Annotated in this window: 25 protein-coding genes and 1 pseudogene; 21 read left to right on the top strand and 5 right to left on the bottom strand. The window is 45.3% G+C overall.

Features of this window, described 5'->3' with window-relative positions; all coding sequences use genetic code 11:
- The first annotated feature begins 42 nt into the window (after positions 1-42).
- Genes ABMB67_RS11560 through ABMB67_RS11545 form a run of 4 tightly spaced genes read left to right on the top strand, consistent with a single transcriptional unit; the run spans position 43 to position 3,612 of the window.
- Complete coding sequence (locus ABMB67_RS11560) at positions 43-1,338, top strand: homoserine dehydrogenase (RefSeq protein WP_354572156.1); 1,296 nt, start codon at positions 43-45, stop codon at positions 1,336-1,338.
- A gap of 1 nt (position 1,339) precedes the next feature.
- A complete protein-coding gene (thrC, locus tag ABMB67_RS11555) occupies positions 1,340-2,404 on the top strand; it encodes a threonine synthase (protein ID WP_251222854.1) in 1,065 nt (354 codons plus the stop codon).
- Positions 2,401-3,333, top strand: coding sequence for a homoserine kinase (gene thrB / locus ABMB67_RS11550; RefSeq protein ID WP_251222855.1), 933 nt, complete (start codon positions 2,401-2,403; stop codon positions 3,331-3,333). Before thrC ends, thrB begins: the two co-directional genes overlap by 4 nt.
- Positions 3,334-3,381: 48 nt before the next feature.
- Positions 3,382-3,612 carry a transcriptional regulator SplA domain-containing protein gene (locus tag ABMB67_RS11545; protein ID WP_354572155.1) on the top strand — a complete coding sequence of 77 codons (231 nt, stop codon included), beginning with the start codon at positions 3,382-3,384 and terminating at the stop codon, positions 3,610-3,612.
- 173 nt (positions 3,613-3,785) lie between these two features.
- On the opposite strand, the gene ABMB67_RS11540 is transcribed toward ABMB67_RS11545, so the two are convergent.
- Positions 3,786-4,028 carry a NifU family protein gene (locus ABMB67_RS11540; RefSeq protein WP_251222857.1) on the bottom strand — a complete coding sequence of 81 codons (243 nt, stop codon included), beginning with the start codon at positions 4,026-4,028 and terminating at the stop codon, positions 3,786-3,788.
- Positions 4,029-4,384: 356 nt separating this feature from the next.
- Between ABMB67_RS11540 and ABMB67_RS11535 the strand changes: the two genes are divergently transcribed.
- Positions 4,385-4,705 carry a YuzD family protein gene (locus tag ABMB67_RS11535; RefSeq protein ID WP_251222858.1) on the top strand — a complete coding sequence of 107 codons (321 nt, stop codon included), beginning with the start codon at positions 4,385-4,387 and terminating at the stop codon, positions 4,703-4,705.
- A 42-nt stretch (positions 4,706-4,747) separates the two neighbouring features.
- Here ABMB67_RS11535 and ABMB67_RS11530 read toward each other — a convergent pair whose 3' ends face one another.
- Positions 4,748-5,818, bottom strand: coding sequence for an NAD(P)/FAD-dependent oxidoreductase (locus tag ABMB67_RS11530; protein WP_349775611.1), 1,071 nt, complete (start codon positions 5,816-5,818; stop codon positions 4,748-4,750).
- A 411-nt stretch (positions 5,819-6,229) separates the two neighbouring features.
- A pseudogene (locus tag ABMB67_RS11525) lies at positions 6,230-6,391 on the bottom strand (TetR/AcrR family transcriptional regulator); the annotation flags it as partial.
- 161 nt (positions 6,392-6,552) lie between these two features.
- On the opposite strand from ABMB67_RS11525, the gene ABMB67_RS11520 reads away from it, so the two are divergent.
- The 3 genes from ABMB67_RS11520 to dapF are packed head-to-tail and all read left to right on the top strand — an operon-like array spanning position 6,553 to position 7,907.
- Complete coding sequence (locus tag ABMB67_RS11520) at positions 6,553-6,789, top strand: YuzB family protein (RefSeq protein WP_251193167.1); 237 nt, start codon at positions 6,553-6,555, stop codon at positions 6,787-6,789.
- Positions 6,790-6,812: 23 nt separating this feature from the next.
- Positions 6,813-7,061, top strand: a complete 249-nt coding sequence (locus ABMB67_RS11515; protein WP_251222860.1) for a hypothetical protein — start codon at positions 6,813-6,815, stop codon at positions 7,059-7,061.
- A gap of 15 nt (positions 7,062-7,076) precedes the next feature.
- Entirely contained in the window at positions 7,077-7,907 is an 831-nt protein-coding gene (gene dapF / locus ABMB67_RS11510) for a diaminopimelate epimerase (RefSeq protein ID WP_354572245.1), read from the top strand.
- 140 nt (positions 7,908-8,047) lie between these two features.
- Here dapF and mqnE read toward each other — a convergent pair whose 3' ends face one another.
- Complete coding sequence (gene mqnE, locus ABMB67_RS11505) at positions 8,048-9,145, bottom strand: aminofutalosine synthase MqnE (RefSeq protein WP_354572154.1); 1,098 nt, start codon at positions 9,143-9,145, stop codon at positions 8,048-8,050.
- Between the two features lie 321 nt (positions 9,146-9,466).
- Here mqnE and ABMB67_RS11500 point away from each other — a divergent pair, with 321 nt between their 5' ends.
- The 5 genes from ABMB67_RS11500 (at position 9,467) to ABMB67_RS11480 (ending at position 12,818) form a co-directional block, all read left to right on the top strand.
- Complete coding sequence (locus tag ABMB67_RS11500) at positions 9,467-9,673, top strand: aspartyl-phosphate phosphatase Spo0E family protein (protein ID WP_285890324.1); 207 nt, start codon at positions 9,467-9,469, stop codon at positions 9,671-9,673.
- Positions 9,674-9,756: 83 nt separating this feature from the next.
- Complete coding sequence (locus ABMB67_RS11495; RefSeq protein WP_251222862.1) at positions 9,757-10,110, top strand: HesB/IscA family protein; 354 nt, start codon at positions 9,757-9,759, stop codon at positions 10,108-10,110.
- Between the two features lie 242 nt (positions 10,111-10,352).
- Complete coding sequence (locus tag ABMB67_RS11490; RefSeq protein WP_354572244.1) at positions 10,353-11,342, top strand: tyrosine-type recombinase/integrase; 990 nt, start codon at positions 10,353-10,355, stop codon at positions 11,340-11,342.
- Positions 11,343-11,362: 20 nt separating this feature from the next.
- Positions 11,363-11,662: a TM2 domain-containing protein gene (locus ABMB67_RS11485; protein ID WP_354572153.1), complete on the top strand. Its 300-nt coding sequence runs from the start codon at positions 11,363-11,365 to the stop codon at positions 11,660-11,662.
- 181 nt (positions 11,663-11,843) lie between these two features.
- Positions 11,844-12,818: a tyrosine-type recombinase/integrase gene (locus tag ABMB67_RS11480; RefSeq protein WP_354572152.1), complete on the top strand. Its 975-nt coding sequence runs from the start codon at positions 11,844-11,846 to the stop codon at positions 12,816-12,818.
- Positions 12,819-12,837: 19 nt separating this feature from the next.
- On the opposite strand, the gene ABMB67_RS11475 is transcribed toward ABMB67_RS11480, so the two are convergent.
- Positions 12,838-13,059 (bottom strand): helix-turn-helix domain-containing protein, encoded by a 222-nt coding sequence (locus ABMB67_RS11475; protein ID WP_354572151.1) that lies wholly within the window; start codon positions 13,057-13,059, stop codon positions 12,838-12,840.
- Positions 13,060-13,246: 187 nt separating this feature from the next.
- On the opposite strand from ABMB67_RS11475, the gene ABMB67_RS11470 reads away from it, so the two are divergent.
- From ABMB67_RS11470 to ABMB67_RS11435, 8 genes are all read left to right on the top strand, one after another.
- Positions 13,247-13,846, top strand: coding sequence for a hypothetical protein (locus ABMB67_RS11470; RefSeq protein ID WP_354572150.1), 600 nt, complete (start codon positions 13,247-13,249; stop codon positions 13,844-13,846).
- A gap of 421 nt (positions 13,847-14,267) precedes the next feature.
- The gene (locus ABMB67_RS11465; RefSeq protein ID WP_354572149.1) at positions 14,268-14,462 is read left to right on the top strand and encodes a holin; all 195 of its coding nucleotides are present in this window, start codon (positions 14,268-14,270) and stop codon (positions 14,460-14,462) included.
- A gap of 578 nt (positions 14,463-15,040) precedes the next feature.
- On the top strand, positions 15,041-15,508 hold the full coding sequence (locus tag ABMB67_RS11460; protein ID WP_354572148.1) for a hypothetical protein: 468 nt from the start codon (positions 15,041-15,043) through the stop codon (positions 15,506-15,508).
- A gap of 30 nt (positions 15,509-15,538) precedes the next feature.
- Positions 15,539-16,033 (top strand): hypothetical protein, encoded by a 495-nt coding sequence (locus tag ABMB67_RS11455; RefSeq protein WP_354572147.1) that lies wholly within the window; start codon positions 15,539-15,541, stop codon positions 16,031-16,033.
- A gap of 74 nt (positions 16,034-16,107) precedes the next feature.
- A complete protein-coding gene (locus tag ABMB67_RS11450; protein WP_354572146.1) occupies positions 16,108-16,617 on the top strand; it encodes a hypothetical protein in 510 nt (169 codons plus the stop codon).
- A gap of 362 nt (positions 16,618-16,979) precedes the next feature.
- On the top strand, positions 16,980-17,486 hold the full coding sequence (locus ABMB67_RS11445; RefSeq protein WP_354572145.1) for a hypothetical protein: 507 nt from the start codon (positions 16,980-16,982) through the stop codon (positions 17,484-17,486).
- Between the two features lie 75 nt (positions 17,487-17,561).
- Positions 17,562-17,777 (top strand): helix-turn-helix transcriptional regulator, encoded by a 216-nt coding sequence (locus ABMB67_RS11440; protein ID WP_354572144.1) that lies wholly within the window; start codon positions 17,562-17,564, stop codon positions 17,775-17,777.
- 20 nt (positions 17,778-17,797) lie between these two features.
- A complete protein-coding gene (locus ABMB67_RS11435) occupies positions 17,798-18,037 on the top strand; it encodes a hypothetical protein (RefSeq protein WP_354572143.1) in 240 nt (79 codons plus the stop codon).
- Positions 18,038-18,263: the final 226 nt, after the last annotated feature.

Here is an 18,263-nt window from a genome sequence, read left to right as displayed (position 1 = left end):
ATGTTCATTTTAGGTATACATGGTGGAAAAGGAGTGGGGAGCATGTCAGCGGAGGTTCGAGTTGGTTTACTAGGTCTAGGGACAGTAGGTACGGGAGTTGTATCAATCATTAGCCGTCACCAGGAGGAATTGCGTCATCAAGTTGGCTGTCCTGTCACGGTAACCAAAGTATTAGTTCGTGATAAACAGAAGCATCGCCCCGTTGATTTTGATGGAGCGTTCATAACCGATGATATAAATGACGTATTAACAGATCCGGAAATTGATATTATTATTGAAGTAATGGGTGGAGTTGAATCCACGAGAGAGCATTTATTGACAGCATTGAAAAACGGGAAGCATGTCGTCACAGCAAACAAGGATTTAATGGCCCTCTATGGCTCTGAATTGTTGAAAGTAGCCGCGGAAAACGGTTGTGATCTTTATTATGAAGCAAGTGTAGCGGGAGGTATTCCGATCATCCGCAGCCTGTGCGAAGGTCTGGCTGCTGACCGAATTACGAAGATGATGGGGATCGTCAATGGAACAACGAATTATATTTTGACAAAAATGATCCAGGAAGGCAGCTCATACGAGGACGTGCTTAAGCAGGCTCAGGAGCTTGGATTTGCTGAAAGCGATCCGACTGCGGATGTCGAAGGGCTCGATGCGGCCCGCAAAATGGCGATTTTGGCGACATTAGGCTTTTCGATGCCTGTCGGTTTGGATGATGTGTCGGTGCGCGGCATTTCTTCTGTCACCAAGTCGGACCTTGAATATTGTGATCAGCTCGGCTATACGATGAAGCTGATCGGTTTGGCGAAGCGGGATGATGGCCGCGTGGAAGTCAGCGTCGAACCAACACTGTTGCCGAAGACGCATCCGCTTGCTGCTGTCCATAATGAGTACAATGCGGTTTATGTGTACGGCGAGGCTGTCGGCGAAACGATGTTCTACGGCCCGGGTGCCGGTTCATTGCCGACAGCTACGGCTGTTGTGTCCGACCTTGTGACCGTCATGAAAAATATGCGCCTCGGCGTGAGCGGGAGAACGGTACAGGGTCCGCTGCATGAGCGCGTGCTAAAGCAGGATAATGAGATCGAGTCGAAATATTTCCTGCGTCTCCGGGTGCTTGATCAGGCCGGCACCTTCCAGGCGGTTACGAGCCTGTTTGCCAGCCATGAAGTAAGCTTTGAAAAGCTGCTGCAGCTCCCGATTGAAGGGGAAGAGGTAGCGGAAGTGATCGTCATTACCCACCATACAAGCAAGCAAAACTATGAAGCACTTTACAAAAAATTATCCGAGCTGGATGTCATTGAGTCGATTGAAAGCTGTTACCGTGTCGAAGGAGGACATTAAGATGAGTAGTTGGAAAGGGTTAATACAGGAATATAAGGAATTGTTGCCAGTTACGGAGGAGACGCCTCTTTTGACACTGCGTGAAGGAAACACACCGCTTGTTCCGCTTGAGCATTTATCGAAGGAGTGGGGTGTGGACGTTTATGTGAAGTATGAAGGCGCGAACCCGACTGGCTCCTTTAAAGACCGCGGCATGGTAATGGCTGTTGCAAAAGCGAAGGAAGAGGGTAGCAAGGCGATTATTTGCGCCTCAACAGGGAACACATCCGCCGCTGCGGCCGCTTACGGCGCAAGAGCCGGCCTGCGCTGCATCGTCGTCATTCCGGAAGGGAAAATCGCTCTCGGTAAGCTCGCTCAGGCCGTGATGTACGGGGCAGAAGTGCTGGAGGTAAAAGGGAATTTTGATAATGCGCTTGATATCGTCCGTGAGATCAGTAAGCAGGAGCCGATTACACTTGTTAACTCTGTCAATCCGTACCGGATTGAAGGGCAGAAGACAGCAGCGTTTGAAATCTGCGATGCGTTGGGCCAAGCTCCCGATGTGCTGGCGATTCCTGTTGGGAATGCAGGTAATATTACAGCCTACTGGAAAGGGTTTAAAGAGTACAACGAGAAAAAAGGCACCGGCCTTCCACAAATGCGCGGTTTTGAAGCAGAAGGAGCAGCGGCGATCGTCCGTGATGAGGTGATCGAAGAACCTGAAACGATTGCAACGGCAATTCGTATCGGGAATCCTGCGAGCTGGAAGCAGGCCGTAGCGGCTGCTGAAGAATCGAATGGAAAAATTGATTATGTCACAGATGAAGAAATTCTCGAAGCATATCAGCTGCTGGCTAAACGTGAGGGCGTGTTCGCCGAGCCGGCTTCCGCCGCTTCGATTGCCGGTTTGAAGAAGCAGATTGAATCGGGCGAAATTAAAAAAGGCTCAAAGGTTGTCTGCGTCTTAACAGGCAATGGGCTGAAGGACCCGAATACAGCGATGGGGACGGTAGATGTCAAGCCGGCTGTCCTTCCTAATGATAAGGAGGCCTTCCTCGCTCATATTAAAGGAGGGGTCCGGTCATGAGTTCCAGCGGCGAACCGTTTATGATTAAGGTTCCCGGCAGCTCAGCCAATCTAGGGCCAGGCTTTGATTCCGTTGGCCTTGCTGTTAACCGTTATTTAACACTGAACGTCAAGCCGGCGGATCAGTGGCAGTTTCAATCAGTTTCGGAAGAGCTCAAGGATGTACCAGCTGGTACGGATAATTTGATCTGTCAAGTGGCGCTGCATGTGGCGGCTAAGCTTGGTAAAGAGCTTCCCCCATGCGAAGTAGTGATGGAAAGCGATATTCCGCTGGCACGGGGACTGGGCAGCAGCGCGGCGGCGATTGTCGCCGGAATTGAACTGGCGAACCAGCTGATGGGCGAGCCATTAACGGCTGATGAGAAAGTACGCTTTGCCTCACTTTGGGAAGGGCATCCAGACAATGTAGCCGCCTCCGTGTATGGTGGACTGGTGATTGGAACACATACGGAAGAACAGACAGAAGTGCTGTTTGGCGGGGTTCCGGAGCTCGATCTGATCCTGCTTGTCCCAAGCGAAGAGCTGAAAACAAAAAAAGCAAGGGGCGTTCTTCCAGATACGCTATCCTATCAACAGGCGGTGCGTGGAAGCTCCGTAGCTAACGTGCTCGTTGCCGCCTTGCTTCAAGGGGACTGGGAAAAAGCGGGAGCGATGATGACGGAGGACGTTTTTCATCACCCTTACCGAAAGGAGCTTGTCCCCCATCTCGAAGAAGTGATGACAGTTGCGGTCAAGGAAACAGAGGCTTATGGCGCGGCATTAAGCGGAGCCGGCCCGACGATGCTCTGCATCGCGCCTTACCAGCGAGGGCAAGGAATTCAGGACGTTCTGCAACGTCGGTTTCCGGATTTTCAGGTTGAATTGCTGAAGCCGGCGAGCCGGGGGATTACCGTACAAAAGAATGTTGAGGAAGAAACGACAATTCGCTGAATAAAGAAAAGCATGGGTGGGCAAACCAATGAAAAAGGAGGCCCGCCCATGATTGATTTATACGAGCTTGAAGAAGGGCAGAGCGTCTACATTATTTACCGTGATCCGCAAACGCCGACTGCTTCGACAATTCAGCAGGCGACGGTAGCGAGAGATCCGGATGGTACAGGACGGCTTGCCTTATTTTTGTTCGACGATTACCATATTATGGAAGAAGATGACGCGCTTTTCACCTCTTATGAAGAAGCAGAAACAATTTACGACCAGTTTATTTTTTAGAGAAGGGACCCCCGATCGGGTCCCTTCTCTAAAGCAATGGGCGAAGCCGCTGCGAGTTTTTTTGAGTCTGCTAGGAGTGGGTTTCTCCTAGCAGACGGGCAGCGCGCGAAGCCATTGCCTCCCCGAACAAAAAAAAGAAACGTCCGCTTTGCAGCCGGACGTTTTTTTCAGTTTTAAAAAACTTGTTCAATCTCAGTGACGCCAGGTACTTCTTCAAGAAGAGCGCGCTCAATACCTGCTTTTAACGTAATTGTGGAACTTGGGCAAGAGCCGCATGCACCAAGAAGCCTTACACGGACGATCCCATCTTCTACTTCAACGAGCTCAACATCCCCGCCATCACGTAGTAAGAAAGGACGAAGCTTATCTAATACTTCACTGACTTGATCATACATTTCAGTACTTGTTGCTGACATATTAAACAACTCCTTTCTATTGTTTATTATAAGGGTGTTGAGAAAAAAAATCCATCTTTCTGCTTTATTTTTCGCTGTTAATCATTATATGATATGACAGAAAAAAGCCACTGTGCGGTTTTCTTAAAAGATAACAGGATGCTTTTAAGAAAAGGCGCTGGGCATAATTAATGTGTTTACCTAAAGTAACGAACAAAACACTAACGCTGTGGAGTTATATTTCAGGAGCGGTGGATGACACTGCGAATATGCATGTAGCTACAATCTTTTTTCCACCATCGTTGCGTAATGAAAAGCAAAGGGCTATGCTAAAAAAGAATGAGCTCTATGACTAATTGAATGAAAAGAGGAGAAATATGGATAAACAAGCATTAACGCTGACGGTATTTGGCGCGGAGGAGAAGTGCGCCAGCTGCGTTCATTTGCCAAGTGCAAAGGAAACATTTGAATGGCTTGAAGCGGCGATTTCACGCAAGTTCCCCGATATTCCGTTGACAGCTGTTTATGTCGATATTGAAACGTCGGCGACGACCGATTGGCAGAAAAAAATGGCGGAAGCGATTCAGGATGAGGAGTACTTTTATCCGCTTGTGGCATTGAACGAGCAAATTGTCGCTGAGGGCAATCCGAATTTAAAGGCCGTTTTCGCGGAAATTGAGAAATGGAAAAAGAGTTAATCCAAGGCCTTTTGGGATTAACTCTTTCCTTCTTTCATCTCTTTACGAGCCGGAGTGATATTTGTACATCCAGAGGACGCCGCTTTTTAATACGCGCGGGACGCGGCCGAGCAGGGTGCGTTCCCCCATTAAGCCGAAGCCGTGCTTCTTTCCGAGTGATCCGAGCACGCCTTTTAGTTTGATTTTAGGCAGCTCTTCCGGCAGTGGCTCACCTTTCCACTGCTTTTTAAGGATTGTTACGATTTGCTCCGCCTGACCCTCAGCAAGCTGGGCGCTTGGCGCATGTGGAAGGCTGGCGCAATCCCCGACAACGAACACATTTTCATCAGTAGGCAGAAAATGCTGCGGAGTCAGCTTGATCCGTCCCTGACTGTCCTTTTCCACGTCAAGGTTGCGAACCACTTCTACAGGTTGAACGCCCGCCGTCCAAATAATCGCATCACAGGCAATCCGCTCATCATGGTTATAAAGAGCACCTTCTTCAACTTTCGTAATATTTGATTTATTAATAACATCAACCCCGTGGTCAATGAACCAATTTTGAACATAGGTGCTCAGCTTGCGCGGAAACATCGATAAAATAATTTCGCCGCGGTCAAAGAGCTTAATGGTGAGGTCAGGGCGGCTCTCGCGCAGTTCACTTGCCAGCTCGACGCCGCTTAATCCTGCGCCGACAATCGAGACGACTCCATTCGGACGGACATTATTGAGCGTTTCATATGTTTTTCTTGTCGCTCCCATCGTCTGGATACTATGTGTGTATTCCTTCGCGCCGGGGACATTATGATATTTGTCTTCACAGCCTAAGCCAATAACGAGCGTATCATAAGACAATTCCTCTTCATGATCCAGCTCGACTGTTTTGCCGGCGAGATCAATATTTGTGATCGTCCCGTATTTAACGTTTAATCTCGGGTCTTCAGGAAATTCAACGCGCAAATGATGATCAGCGGCTGTACCTGCTGCCAGGGCATAGTATTCCGTTTTCAAACAGTGATAAGGTAAGCGATCGACAAGGGTCACTTCCACATCCTCAGGTAACTCGTTAGGGAGCAAGCGCTGCAAAATACGCATTCCTCCATAACCACCGCCTAAAATCAAAAGTTTTTTCATAAATGAATGACTCCTTTTTTCAATGATTGCATCTAAACTGGCTTCGACCAAAGTCATCACATTTGCAAGCAGCCGTTTCTTAGATGGTTCTGTTGCGAAGGTATGAATGCCGTGAGAAATCAAACTGTGAATGATATGGCTCCACGTGTCGATGGGGACAGATAGCGCAATTTCGCCTTGCGCTTTTGCCGATTGAAGAAGTTCCTCCCAATGGGAAAAGAGTAAGGACTCTTCTTTAAGGACATGATTCCACATTTCAATTGTTAACGCAGGATACTGATCGTAATCATCCAAAATATACTGTAAATAGGAGCGTAAGCGAACAGATAAAGGTCTGTTCCTCAGGTGAGGCTGTCTCACATAAGGGATTACCGATTGAAGCCGTTCGGTAGCCAGTGACTGCATAATGGAATCCTTTGTCGGAAAGTAGTTAAAGAACGTCCCTTTCGCTACTTTGGCGGCATTGGTAATCTCCTGCACAGTCGTGCGAGAATAGCCCTTCTCCTGAAATAGTGCCAACGCAGCCGTTTCAATCCTTTTTTTTGTCTGTTCTTTTTTCGCTCGTTCGGTCATAAAAAGTAGCTCCTTCATAAAAATGACCTTGGTCAGTTCCGATTATAACGAGGAATGTCTAAAACCACAACAATTTTGTGAATTTTTTTTGGGCGAACGCGAAGATTGACTTCTCCCGGACACGCGGGTAGCATAAAGGAGGAGAGTAACGAGGTGAAACAATGAGACCAATTATCGAATTTTGTTTAAGTAATTTAGCCAGCGGCACACAAAAAGTAATGGAAGAACTTGAAAAAGATCCTAATTTGGATATTATTGAGTACGGCTGTTTAAGCAATTGCGGAAATTGTGCCTTTGAACCATTTGCTCTCGTTAATGGAGAGTATGTATCTGGCGAAACAAACGAAGAATTGCTGGAAAATATATATACATTTTTGGAAGAAAATCCGATGTTTTAAGGAAGAAGGGAGGTTCCAGCGAAATGGATGTCATCCCATTTAGCCACACGTGGCCTTATGAACGACAATTTGACGATATTTATTTTCAGTCCTGTCCATTTTGTGGACAAGAGAATGTCTTGCTCAATATGAAAAAATCCGAATTGAATCAGGCGCTGGAAGGAATTAAAACCTCTGTTAACCTTCCTTGCTGCCGCGGCAGATTAACAATCCTTGAAGCAGATCAGGATTACTTCTGGACAAATAAGCCGTTACGGAAGGATGAAGCGTAAGTGCAGTTCACGAAAATGCATGGTTTGGGAAACAGCTATATTTATGTCGATATGTTTAAAGAGCAATTAAAGGAAGAAGACCTGGCAGATCTGGCCATTCAAGTAGCCGATCAGCACAAGGGGATCGGGTCCGACGGATTAATTTTAGTGTGCCCATCCGAGCAGGCTCCTGTTAAAATGCGGATCTTCAATAATGACGGCTCTGAAGCGAAAAACTGTGGCAACGGCCTGCGCTGTGTCGCAAAATTTGCCTATGAGCACGGCTATGTGCAGGAGAAAACCTTCCCAATTGAAACGTTAGCGGGCTTCGTTGAAGCGACTGTGGAACTGAACGGTGCACAGGTCGAGCGCGTCACTGTCGATATGGGAGCGCCTATTTTAGTGAGGGAAGCGATCCCAATGCTCGGAACAGCTTCAGATCAAGTCGTCGCCGAGCCTTTTGCTTTGGATGGAGCGACATTGGACGTAACAGCTGTTTCGATGGGAAATCCTCATGCTGTAATGTTTGTTCCCGATATTACCGAAGCGCCCGTTGAGACGGTCGGGCCAAAAATGGAGAAGGACCCCAGGTTTCCGGAATGGGTCAATGTCGAATTTGTTGAGGTTGTGTCGCCGACTGAGCTGCACTTTCGTGTCTGGGAAAGGGGCTCGGGGATTACACAAGCATGCGGCACAGGCGCATGCGCCGCAGTTGTCGCTTCCGTATTAAACGGCTTTTCCAACAAAGGGGAAGATGTGACCGTTCATCTGCTTGGCGGTGATTTAATCATTCACTGGCGCGAAGACGGTCACGTCCTGATGACAGGTGGAGCCGAAGTGATTTGCGAAGGGGTTTATTACAGATAAAAGGCTGGCAGAAAGGTTATTTTACCTTTTTCCCGTCATTGAAGGCTTCATAATCGTCTTATTACGGATTGAAAAAGTACGATAAAAAATATAGCCACACGAACCATGGCCTTGGTTTGTGCGGCTATTTTAGTATGGTTTTATTGATAAACTTTTACGACGTTATAGAATGTGTCGCGTTCGACCGGGATTTTGCCGGCACTTTTAATCAGGTGAATCAGCTCATCCCGGGTAATCCCCTGAGAGGTGAGAGCGCCGACTGAATGGGAAATCCGTTCTTCAATCAAGGTTCCGTGAATGTCGCTTGAGCCGAAAGCTAAGGCCATTTGTGTCAGCTGAACGCCAATATTAATCCAATAGGCTTTAATATGATCAAAGTTATCAAGCATCAGACGGCTGATGGCAAGTGTTCTCATATCATCATAGGCTGACGTCCGCCGCTTAATTCCCGCCTCGACTTTTCTTGGCTGCATGGCAAGCGGAATAAAGACCATAAATCCGTTCGTCCGGTCCTGCAGCTGACGCAAACGATCCATATGAATCAGGCGCTCTTCCTTCGATTCGATCGACCCGTAAAGCATCGTCGCATGCGTTTTCAATCCAAGACCGTGGGCGATTTCATGGGCTTCCAGCCATTGATCGGTTGACGCTTTGTCCGGGCTCATTTTCGCGCGATAACGCTCCGTCAAAATTTCCGCCCCGCCGCCAGGCAGTGTATCAAGTCCGGCTTTGATCAGCTCCTGCAGAACTTCCTTCATCGACAGACCGGAAAGGCGTGAGAAAAACTCGATTTCCGCCCCGGTGTACGCTTTCACTGTCACTTGCGGGTAGTGTTTTTTTAACGTGCGGATCGTATCTAAATAATAATCAAACGGGACTTCTGTGTTATGTCCGCCGACAATGTGAAATTCACGAATATTGTCATTCCATCTTTTCTCCACATAGTCGAGAAGGGCCGCCTCATCCATCGTGTAAGCGCCCTCTTCGCCCGGCTTGCGTTTAAAGCCGCAGAAGCCGCAGTTCGCTTCACAGACATTTGTCGGGTTAATATACATATTCTGAATGAAATAAACGTGATTGCCATTTTTTTTAAGGTTGACCTTGTTTGCCAGCTGGGCAACTCCTAATAGGTCAGGCGTCTCGTAAAGATATAAGCCATCCTCGATCGTCAGACGTTCTCCATCGGCAACTTTTGCAGCAATGGCAGCAAGTCTCGTATCGGTTAAAATTGTTTCCATCTGTTTGCTCCTCCGTTTCGTCATTACAGAGAGTCGTTTCTCCCCCATTTGTTGAAACTGAATGATTTTTCTTTCGTGTGACCCTCCTATTATACTATCAGAATAAAGCAAGAAAAAGAAAGGGAGTATACTTGGAAATGCCAGTCACTGTAAAAAAAGAAGTGAAAATATAAAAAAACCTTTAAAACCGGCTGTTTTTTGCGTTTGTTAGTTGCGTTCTATATGGTTATTTTGTAAACTTAAGTAAATCATTTGAAATTATTTGCAGTGGTTGATTGATCTTTCTGATAATTTTGACTATTGGACGGAGAGGTGATTTGGATGAACCATGCTTTAACCGAGGAAGTTTGCAGGAAAAGAATCGAAGAACTACGAGGTAAAATGGTTAGTGCAGCCAAGCAATATGGCATGTCTCATCCTCTCGTATTACGATATAGTCAGGAATTAGATCGTGCTCACAATAAAATGCTGAAATTAAATCAACCCCAGCCCTATATATGGTCTCAGCCGGTTTATGAAAGGCTGTAAGGTGGAAAAAAGCAGCATCCTTGAGCTTGGATGCACGAAGGAGTATACTTAGACGTAAGAATGATAACAGGAGGGATGATGTCATGATTACGTTAACAGATGCGGCTGTCAGCCAAATTAAGGATATGATGGAAGCGGAAGAAGAACAAGGCTTGATGCTGCGCGTCGGTGTCAAAGGTGGCGGATGTTCCGGCCTTTCCTATGGAATGGGCTTTGACACAGAACAGAACGATGATGATACGAAGCTGGATATAAACGGTCTGACTGTGCTGATTGATAAGGAAAGCGCACCGATTATTAAAGATATCGTGATTGATTATAAACAAAATATGATGGGCGGGGGCTTTACGATTGATAACCCTAACGCGATTGCTTCATGCGGCTGCGGCTCATCTTTCCGCACAGCGGCTCACGCCGGAACACCGGAAGAATGTTAGGCGTAAACGCCCGTTATATCAACGTTTTCGGCTCCGTGATATTTTGCGGGTATCTATTCCGATAACTGACCGATTGGTTCATACGATTACAACAAAATACGAGCAATCCGCAATCCTCCGGCTGAATAAAAACAACCCGGAAATAGGCGGATTAGGGTTACTAATCACGCGGCCTTCTTAGCGAAATTTATCGTTAAGGAGGTCTTTTTGTATTGCTCAAAAAACGAAAACGAAAGACGTCGATGGAAAGCCAGTCGATTCCAAAACTGACGTTTGAGCAGGCGATTGATTTAATTATTTCCGGAAAGAAAGCGGAAGGGCTGCGTCCGCGAACGTTAAAGGATTACGCGAAGATGTGGAGATACTTCGTCAGTTGGTTAACGAGTAATTACGAGGTCGAGACGGTTGACGAGGTTAGCACCGACATTGTTAGAAACTACGTCAACTACATGAAGTATGACAAGCGGAAATATGACGGACACAAGTTTATCGACAGTGACAAGCAGGAAATCGGTCTGTCCGATACTACGATAAACATTAATCTTCGCTGCTTACGCGCTGCCTTTAACTATCTGGAACGCGAGGAATTGATCGAAGTGAACCCGATGGATCGTATAAAGCTCATCCGACAAGACGTCGATCTGACGAATTGTCTCGACGAGGATGAGGTAAAAGCGATCCTAAGACAGCCGAATCAACGGGACTACGTGGGATTCCGGGACTTTGTTGCGATGAACCTACTACTCGATTCGGGGTTGCGCATCAACGAATTGTTGAACTTACGCGTAGAGGACATCGATTTTAAAACTCGATTTATCACGTTGGAAGGAGAACGAAACAAAAATCGGAGGCCACGTCTTGTGCCGATTTCCAGTCATGTGATGAAACTGCTGCTTCATCTCACCGCGGAAAATAAGGCGCACTTTAAAACGAACCGCGTATTCTTATCGAGCTACGGCGAGCCCTTAGGCGCGAACCACTTCAACAAACGGCTGAAATATTACGCGGAAAACGCCGGTGTGAAAGGTAAGAAGGTGACAGCGCACGTCTATCGGCATACGTGGGCGAAAAACATGATTCTTAATGGATGCGACCCGTTCACATTACAAAAAATGGGCGGGTGGTCAGATATTCGAACAATGCGCAGATATATTCAAATGGACGTCAGGGAAATTAGACGGAGCCACGATGATTTTTCACCTATTACAAAAATGCGAGGAAATAAAAATTAATAATCGAGGAGCGTGCGCAAATGAATAACTTAACGTTAAAAAAGGATCTTACCGCGGAACAATTGGCAATGGTTCAGTCGGAGGTTGACCGTCATAAAAAGGATAAAGTCGTCATGTACGTATTGTGGCTGTTTCTCGGAGGGATCGGCGGCCACCGTTATTATCTCGGAGACATCGGCTATGCAATCGGCATGACGTTGACGCTCGGCGGCCTCGGTGTATGGGCGTTGATTGACGTCTTTCTGATTGGCCGTCGTCTCGCGCAGAAAACGGAGAATCTGGAACGAAGAATGATCGCAAAGGTGACGAAGACTGCGTAAGTACACGCGCCCTTGCCGGAAACTAATCGGTGAGGGCGCTTTTTTTGCGGTTAAAAGACGGAAACTAACGGTTAAATACGAAAGTTTGACGATGATAAATAAATATATTTTCGTGTTTTAAAGATAGAAGGTGTGTGTTAGATTTTTATTGTTCGTTATTTTCCGAGGAGGTATCCATTTTATGACTAGAAGGAAAGTTGCATTAGAAGTAGACGAGGATTTGTCCGATTTAATCAAAGAGTTTTTGCGTAACTCGAATCTTAAAAAGGATGAAAGCCACACAATTGAGGAGGCGCTTGGTATTGTCTTGAATCAGATGAAGGCTGTTGGAATGAGAACGCGAACGATTGAAGACTATCAACTTCAAGTAAACCACTTTGCAGATGTTACTAGTGTTGAAATGTTACAAGACGTTACGGCCGAGCATATTTACGAATGGTTAGCCAGTATGAACGTAAACAATCAGACAAAGCTAACTCGGTTGAAATGCTTGAAAGCGTTTTTAAGTAGATGTCTTGATAATGGATGGGTGAAGAGCCGATTTTGGGCCCACATCAAGATAAAAGTTGATTCGTCATTAAAAGAGGGAGCGAATGAGAAAGATATAATGGAATTATTGTCGTACTTAGATTTAAGTCGATTTATTCAACTTCGGGATGCTGCGGCAATACTGTTGATGTTTCAAACAGGAATTAGAATTGGAACACTAGGAGAAATGAAGGAATCTGACGTCTATTTAAAGGAAGGGGTGATAAAGCTACAAGGAGAAATCATAAAAAATCATAAGCCAATTGTTTTACCCTTTGATGATACATTGAAAAAGCTATTTGACGTTCTAATTCGTCAAAATCAGTTAGTTAGAGAAGAATATAATGTTAGCAATGACTATTTGTTTATAACGCAATATGGGGACAAGATTGCCAGTGGGAAAAATAATGGAATTAAAAGGAGATTATATAAATACTCTCGCGATTACAACCTAGAAAATATAAGTCCTCACGCGATAAGGAGAGGTTTCGCTCGGCGGTTATTAGATAAGGGAGCAGATGTTGTACTAATTTCGAAAGCGCTCGGTCATAGTGGACTAGATGTTACAACGCGATATTTACATATGAATACTGAAGAAGTATCGAATAGACTCCGTGATTATTTATAAACAAAAAGAGTCCCCGTCGTTATTGGCGGGGGTAATCTTCGTCAGGATAGAATTTTAATAAATCCCCTGGGGTCAATCCGAGGCCATTACATAATTTATCAAGTGTTTCATAGTCGATTCTTTTAGAGGCATTTGACTGAAATCCCTTTATAGTGTTTCGACTAACCCCGGTAATCTCTACAACATCTTTGTTAGAATAACCTCTCTGCTCCATAATTTTATCCAGTACACAAATAATCATAAAAAACCTCCAAAAAATTTATGTCAGGATGTTGACATACTGATAATCAAGGTGTAGTATTATAACCAACAGGTCAGGATGTTGACATATTGACAAGTCAACAAATACACACTTCTAAATTATTTTATCATTTTGGAGGCCGAGCTACTACTGCTCTGCGAACTTAAATCGAAAGGGGATCGTTAATATGAATCGTAAAGTATTCGTCGGCTATCGTCTTGTTAACGCTACATTCTCGTCTTATTACGTCGTCACTCTCGTTGAAACCGGAGAGCAACGTCACATTCTCGCGGAGGACTTCGAATGCTTCTTCGTAGATACCGGCTTCATATCTCCTGACGCAATCATGGGCGGCTGCTCCGTTGACGCGGAAATCTTATCCGAGCTAGGTTTATCGGTTCCTCATACGTCACTTGAGACGGTGGCTGTCCGTTATGTACTAGATCCAGATGGGACGTGGATATTCCGCGGATGGTTGGACGCTGTTAACGAGCGTGTCTACTATCTAAGCGGGCGTACACTATTTCTCGCACAGTACACGTACGACGCAGAGAGTAACGTCTATGATGTCGGAGATCACGATCACGTCTACCTCGCAGAGATTGACGATACGGAGTCATTTGGCATCGAAGAGCTTTCCGCATATCATAAACGTTTGCAGGCCATCACTTTGTACGAGTATATCCGCGACTATTATGTAGAGGATTCCGATAAAAACCTGCACTGTGAAAATCTCATCGCTATGGCTCCGATGATCGCGAGGGAACTTGCTGCAACAGGTTCCTAACGGCAATCGCGGGAGGAGACGACCCCGGCAAGGTTGGATATAGGTACGTCTGCGGCTGCAAACGTGGACTAGCGTCGTACCGTAAACGATTTGGCGGTCGAATACGGGATTTGGCTGCGACGCGATGGAGTCAAGCGGCAACTTGATTCCGGAATTGTGGGACGGATTTGGCGGTCTGTCCCGCACACAATATCATTTTTTAAAACCGGGATAAACGCGGTTTATTAAGCGTGTTCTTCTTTACACTTTGAATTATATAATAAGAACGTATGTTCGTCAATAAGGAAACAAAAGTTTTTATATATTTTTTTGGACTACCGGCAGATTTTTCGGAAAATGTGTCCCAATAAAGCACGTGCGGCATCTAACTTAATAGTAAGAGCAAAAACTTAACGAAAAATCCCCATTCGGTCATTCTAGGTTGTCATATAAAGTAAGCTATCCGAAAAATTACGTGCCGGCGGTGGCGGTGCTAATCGGATTAATCATCGGGATACTGGCCGCGCCATTTACGGACTTAGACGTGGCGATGCGGTTGTGGGCCGGTGGGTTCGCGGGGTTAGCCGCGACAGGTCTGTTTGAAATCGGGAATAAACAAGATAATTTGAGGAGATAAAAGTGTCCCATGCTTATTCACTACAAGCGTAACTTAATAGTAAGAGAAAAAAATCGGTGAAATGTAGTCCCAACTCGAGACTTATTAAACCCCATATATTAGTAGGTACGAAAATAAACCGAAGTAATTTGTGCGAAATGAAGTTTTATTACGCATAGTGAAGTAAGGAGGTAGGTAAGACGATTTTTTTTCGGTAAAATGTCCGAATTGTTATTTGAGTCCGTAAGATATTATGAAAACAAAAAAAAGTCCCCGAAAAGTGTGTCACATCTAAATTTAATTCGGATAATTAAGTAAGGAGGTCGATAAGCCACGTGCAAAAAAAAATCATCTAAAAAGTGCCCCACGTTAGCTTTGAATTTGAATAATAAAGTAAGGGCAAAATTCCCCACTTGGCGATTCTCATTCGTCATATAGAGTAAGTGGAAAAAGTTCAATTGACTTTAGCGAAATGTGTACCAAGAATTCAGTGTAACAGTCCTATATATAAGTAGGAGAGAAAAATCATTCCGATGATGGCAAGGGCCCGCCGGAGGTTTGTACGAAAATAACAAATAACGAAAAGGGAGCGATTTAATATGGAACAGTTAACGAGTCAAATTGGTAATGCGGTTAAAACAGCGGATCAGGTACTGGCCTCGTCGATAAATAACTGGTTGGTAGTTCAATCTCATTATCCAAGTAATGAGCAAGCGTTATTCCTTGCATCGCAAGCATTAGAAATAGCGCACATCTATTCATGCATGACTAGAGGGGTTAGTGGAATTTGTATGTATGTAATTGAAGGTAACCAAGAAGGTGCTTCAACGAGTCTATACGAAGTTTTCCAGGAAATCGATAATTTACACACAAAAACACCTAACGAAAGGTCACAAACTTCCTATGAAGTAATATTTGGCGCGATGAGTGCAGTGAAGGAAGATGATTTTGTTGAGGCGCGAAAATATCTAGGGACTATGGCACATATAGCGGATATGACGCGTTTATCTGTTCTCGACCATATGGAAGCCTTAGAACCCTTCCTAGATCAGTCAAGTGTTCATTAACAAATATGCGTTAAGTGAGAGTGATATTAAATGGGATTTGAACCAGGAAATTTCGACATTGAAATCGCAAGTTTAACCGGACAAGTTAGTCAAACTAAAACGAAAATGGAGAGTGGTAATATGTTAAAAGCGAAAATGGAAGTAGTAGCAAAACATTGGGGAGTCAGCGTTGACGAGATAGAGTATTATGGTGAGTATTTATTCAATTGGGAGTATGTGGTGCTACATGAGTCTGAATTTTTACAGTATATGGCTGATATTACAGCTGATGGGGCTATATTCAGTATGGGGTTGAGCCCGGAATTTATAAGTGAAGTTACTGGATTAAGCGATGACTTGTTTCGGGATATTGTCGGAGTAGGCGAAAAAGCTACATTAAAAATAGTAGAAAAAACCGTCGGATTTGTTAAATTTGCTGAAGCTGCTCTCGAAAAATATGGAATTAATTATTTTATAGAGATTGATAAGCCTATTAAAGAACCGGAACACATTGGCGAGGGCTTCTACATCTTCGGCATTTGCTAAAATGAAAAATCTGCCGGCAGGCACCGTATGTTTGTCGGCTTATTATTCGAAATATTCAGAACGGGGGGGGACCGATGACCGAGACTATTGATGCGCGGTATACGAAATCATATCCGAATGATAAGCGTGCTCTACTCGACGGCCATAATTACGAAATGTACAATCTCGATCTCATGCGAAAGGTATTTCCGCGAATAATTCGTGAATTGGCCGAGTTACACGGCCGACAGCAACGTCGCCCACAGGATCGTGATCTGATCGCGTTGTACTTCTACTTACTCTCGTACATTGACGGGAACTATGAGCGAAGAGACGGGGAGTTAAATGAACGTTTTGGGGCGGCCTTTCCCAGCTACGATAAGATAACGGAGGACCTTCTTATCGACCACCGCAGAATACGGATTCTTGTCGATATTCTCGTTCTCAACGGCTTACTCCTTGAGGCGCGCGATCATTGGGAGGGAACGAAACGTTACAAGTGGTATTTCCCGTCATTCTGTCCGGGGATAACCGAAGAAGGGTACGTGGTAAATGTCGATGGTGAGCCGGTTGTCCCGGATTATTCTTCGTTAGATTGGCGGTAAGTACGTCTAACGTATGTATCGGTAACTACGTCTAACGTATCAATGCGTGGGTACATCTAACGTATTAGTAAACATACCAAACGTAACATACCAATCGGAAACATACCAACAAAAGATAGCGGGGTTAGACGAGTGTACAATGGCAGTCACTTCGTTCCCTTAGCCTGCGTTCGTTTACACTCACTTGCCTTATAGTATATATCTTCGCGATAGAATACGTGAGTAAAAGATAACGCGGAAAAGTAGTAATTGATAAGTACATTCTCGCGCAGAAGATAATTCGAAGAAGAAGATAAAAGCATAGTCCACCACCGCGCCAGCCCGCCGTGGACACGCCTGAAAAACAGAACGGAGGTGCGCGATTGATAAAAAGCTCCACAATATTCGATCAATATAAGGTAGGCTCCGGGGCGCTTGAATTCGCCGCTCAATATGTCGAGGGGCTTTCACGGGAAGAAGCAACGACTGTAATAACATCGTTATTGAAAGGCGAGATCCATGACGCATCGGATAAGCGCGTAAAACGGTGTGATTATTGCGGTTATTGGTGGCGCGATGAAAGCGTGAGGAATACGAAAAAAACGTGTTCAAAGGAATGTAAGACGGGGGTTAAAACGTTACAAAGAAGTCAACAACGCGAACGAAAAGCATTGTTGAATCCTCCCCCGAAGAAAAAGAAACGCCGACGGGCCGACGATTATGTTTGGTGGCTCGAGTACCCGTACTGGTTAGACGAGGATTCTATGCTAAGGGTCACGGAAAGGTTTGAGGTATTGTCCGAGGAGGCGTTTATTGACCATATAACAACAAACGGCGCAATATACGGTATCGGCAATAGGAAGAAGACAAACAGGCAAGGTGAATTTTAAGTGGCGACAAAAAGTGTATAGGTGAGAGGGTCCTTATTTTTAGGGCTGAAAGTGAATAAAGAGGAGGTCATAATAATGGATGCAAATAAAGCAAAGGCGATTCGATATTTTCTCGGCGAGACACAGGCGGCATTTGCGAAGAGGATCGGAGTTACCGCGTCCACAATATGCATGATCGAGAAGAAGCAACGAGGTATTTCCGATGCCCTACGCGCAAAGCTCGTCCGCATTGAGATCGAATTGCCGTCGGATTTCACTCCATTTTATATGAAGTTTCGCGAAACCACCTAAAAGGAGGCTATGAGAAGGATATGTACGATGGTTTTTTCACTAAGCTGCACGATTACGTCGCGGCTAATGTCAATTTAAAAACGTATCACACCATGACGGAGGACAAACGCGAGAAATTGAAAACGAGAATGACTATCCTCGCCTGCAAAGAGTTTGCGCCTAAGAAGAATTACGGGGTTTCCCGCGATGAAGTCCGTCAATTTGTCAGCGATACGCTCGATACTTTGTATTGGGGCGCGCCTAGAGGAGAGGTCGATTGAGTCTTAAAACGGACATACAAAAGCAAGTAGCGGCTTCCTGCGCCACATACGCAGGGAACGGGCGGTGCCTCCTCGATAGGCAGTGTCCTTTTTTCGGTTCCGGCGATACTTTCTCACGCTGTTCGTACTATGAAAACTGCGTACTTCCGGGATACGAGGCTTTAAAGACACGATATTGGAACGCTGTTGTCGGAGAACAAAAAGATTCGAGTTATTGTATCCGATG

It is taken from the genome of Halalkalibacter oceani, from assembly GCF_040544555.1.
GTDB classification, from domain to species: Bacteria; Bacillota; Bacilli; order Bacillales; family Bacillaceae_D; genus Halalkalibacter; species Halalkalibacter oceani.
Note: the sequence above shows the minus strand (reverse complement) of the source record. Positions and strands in the feature narration are given on the sequence as shown.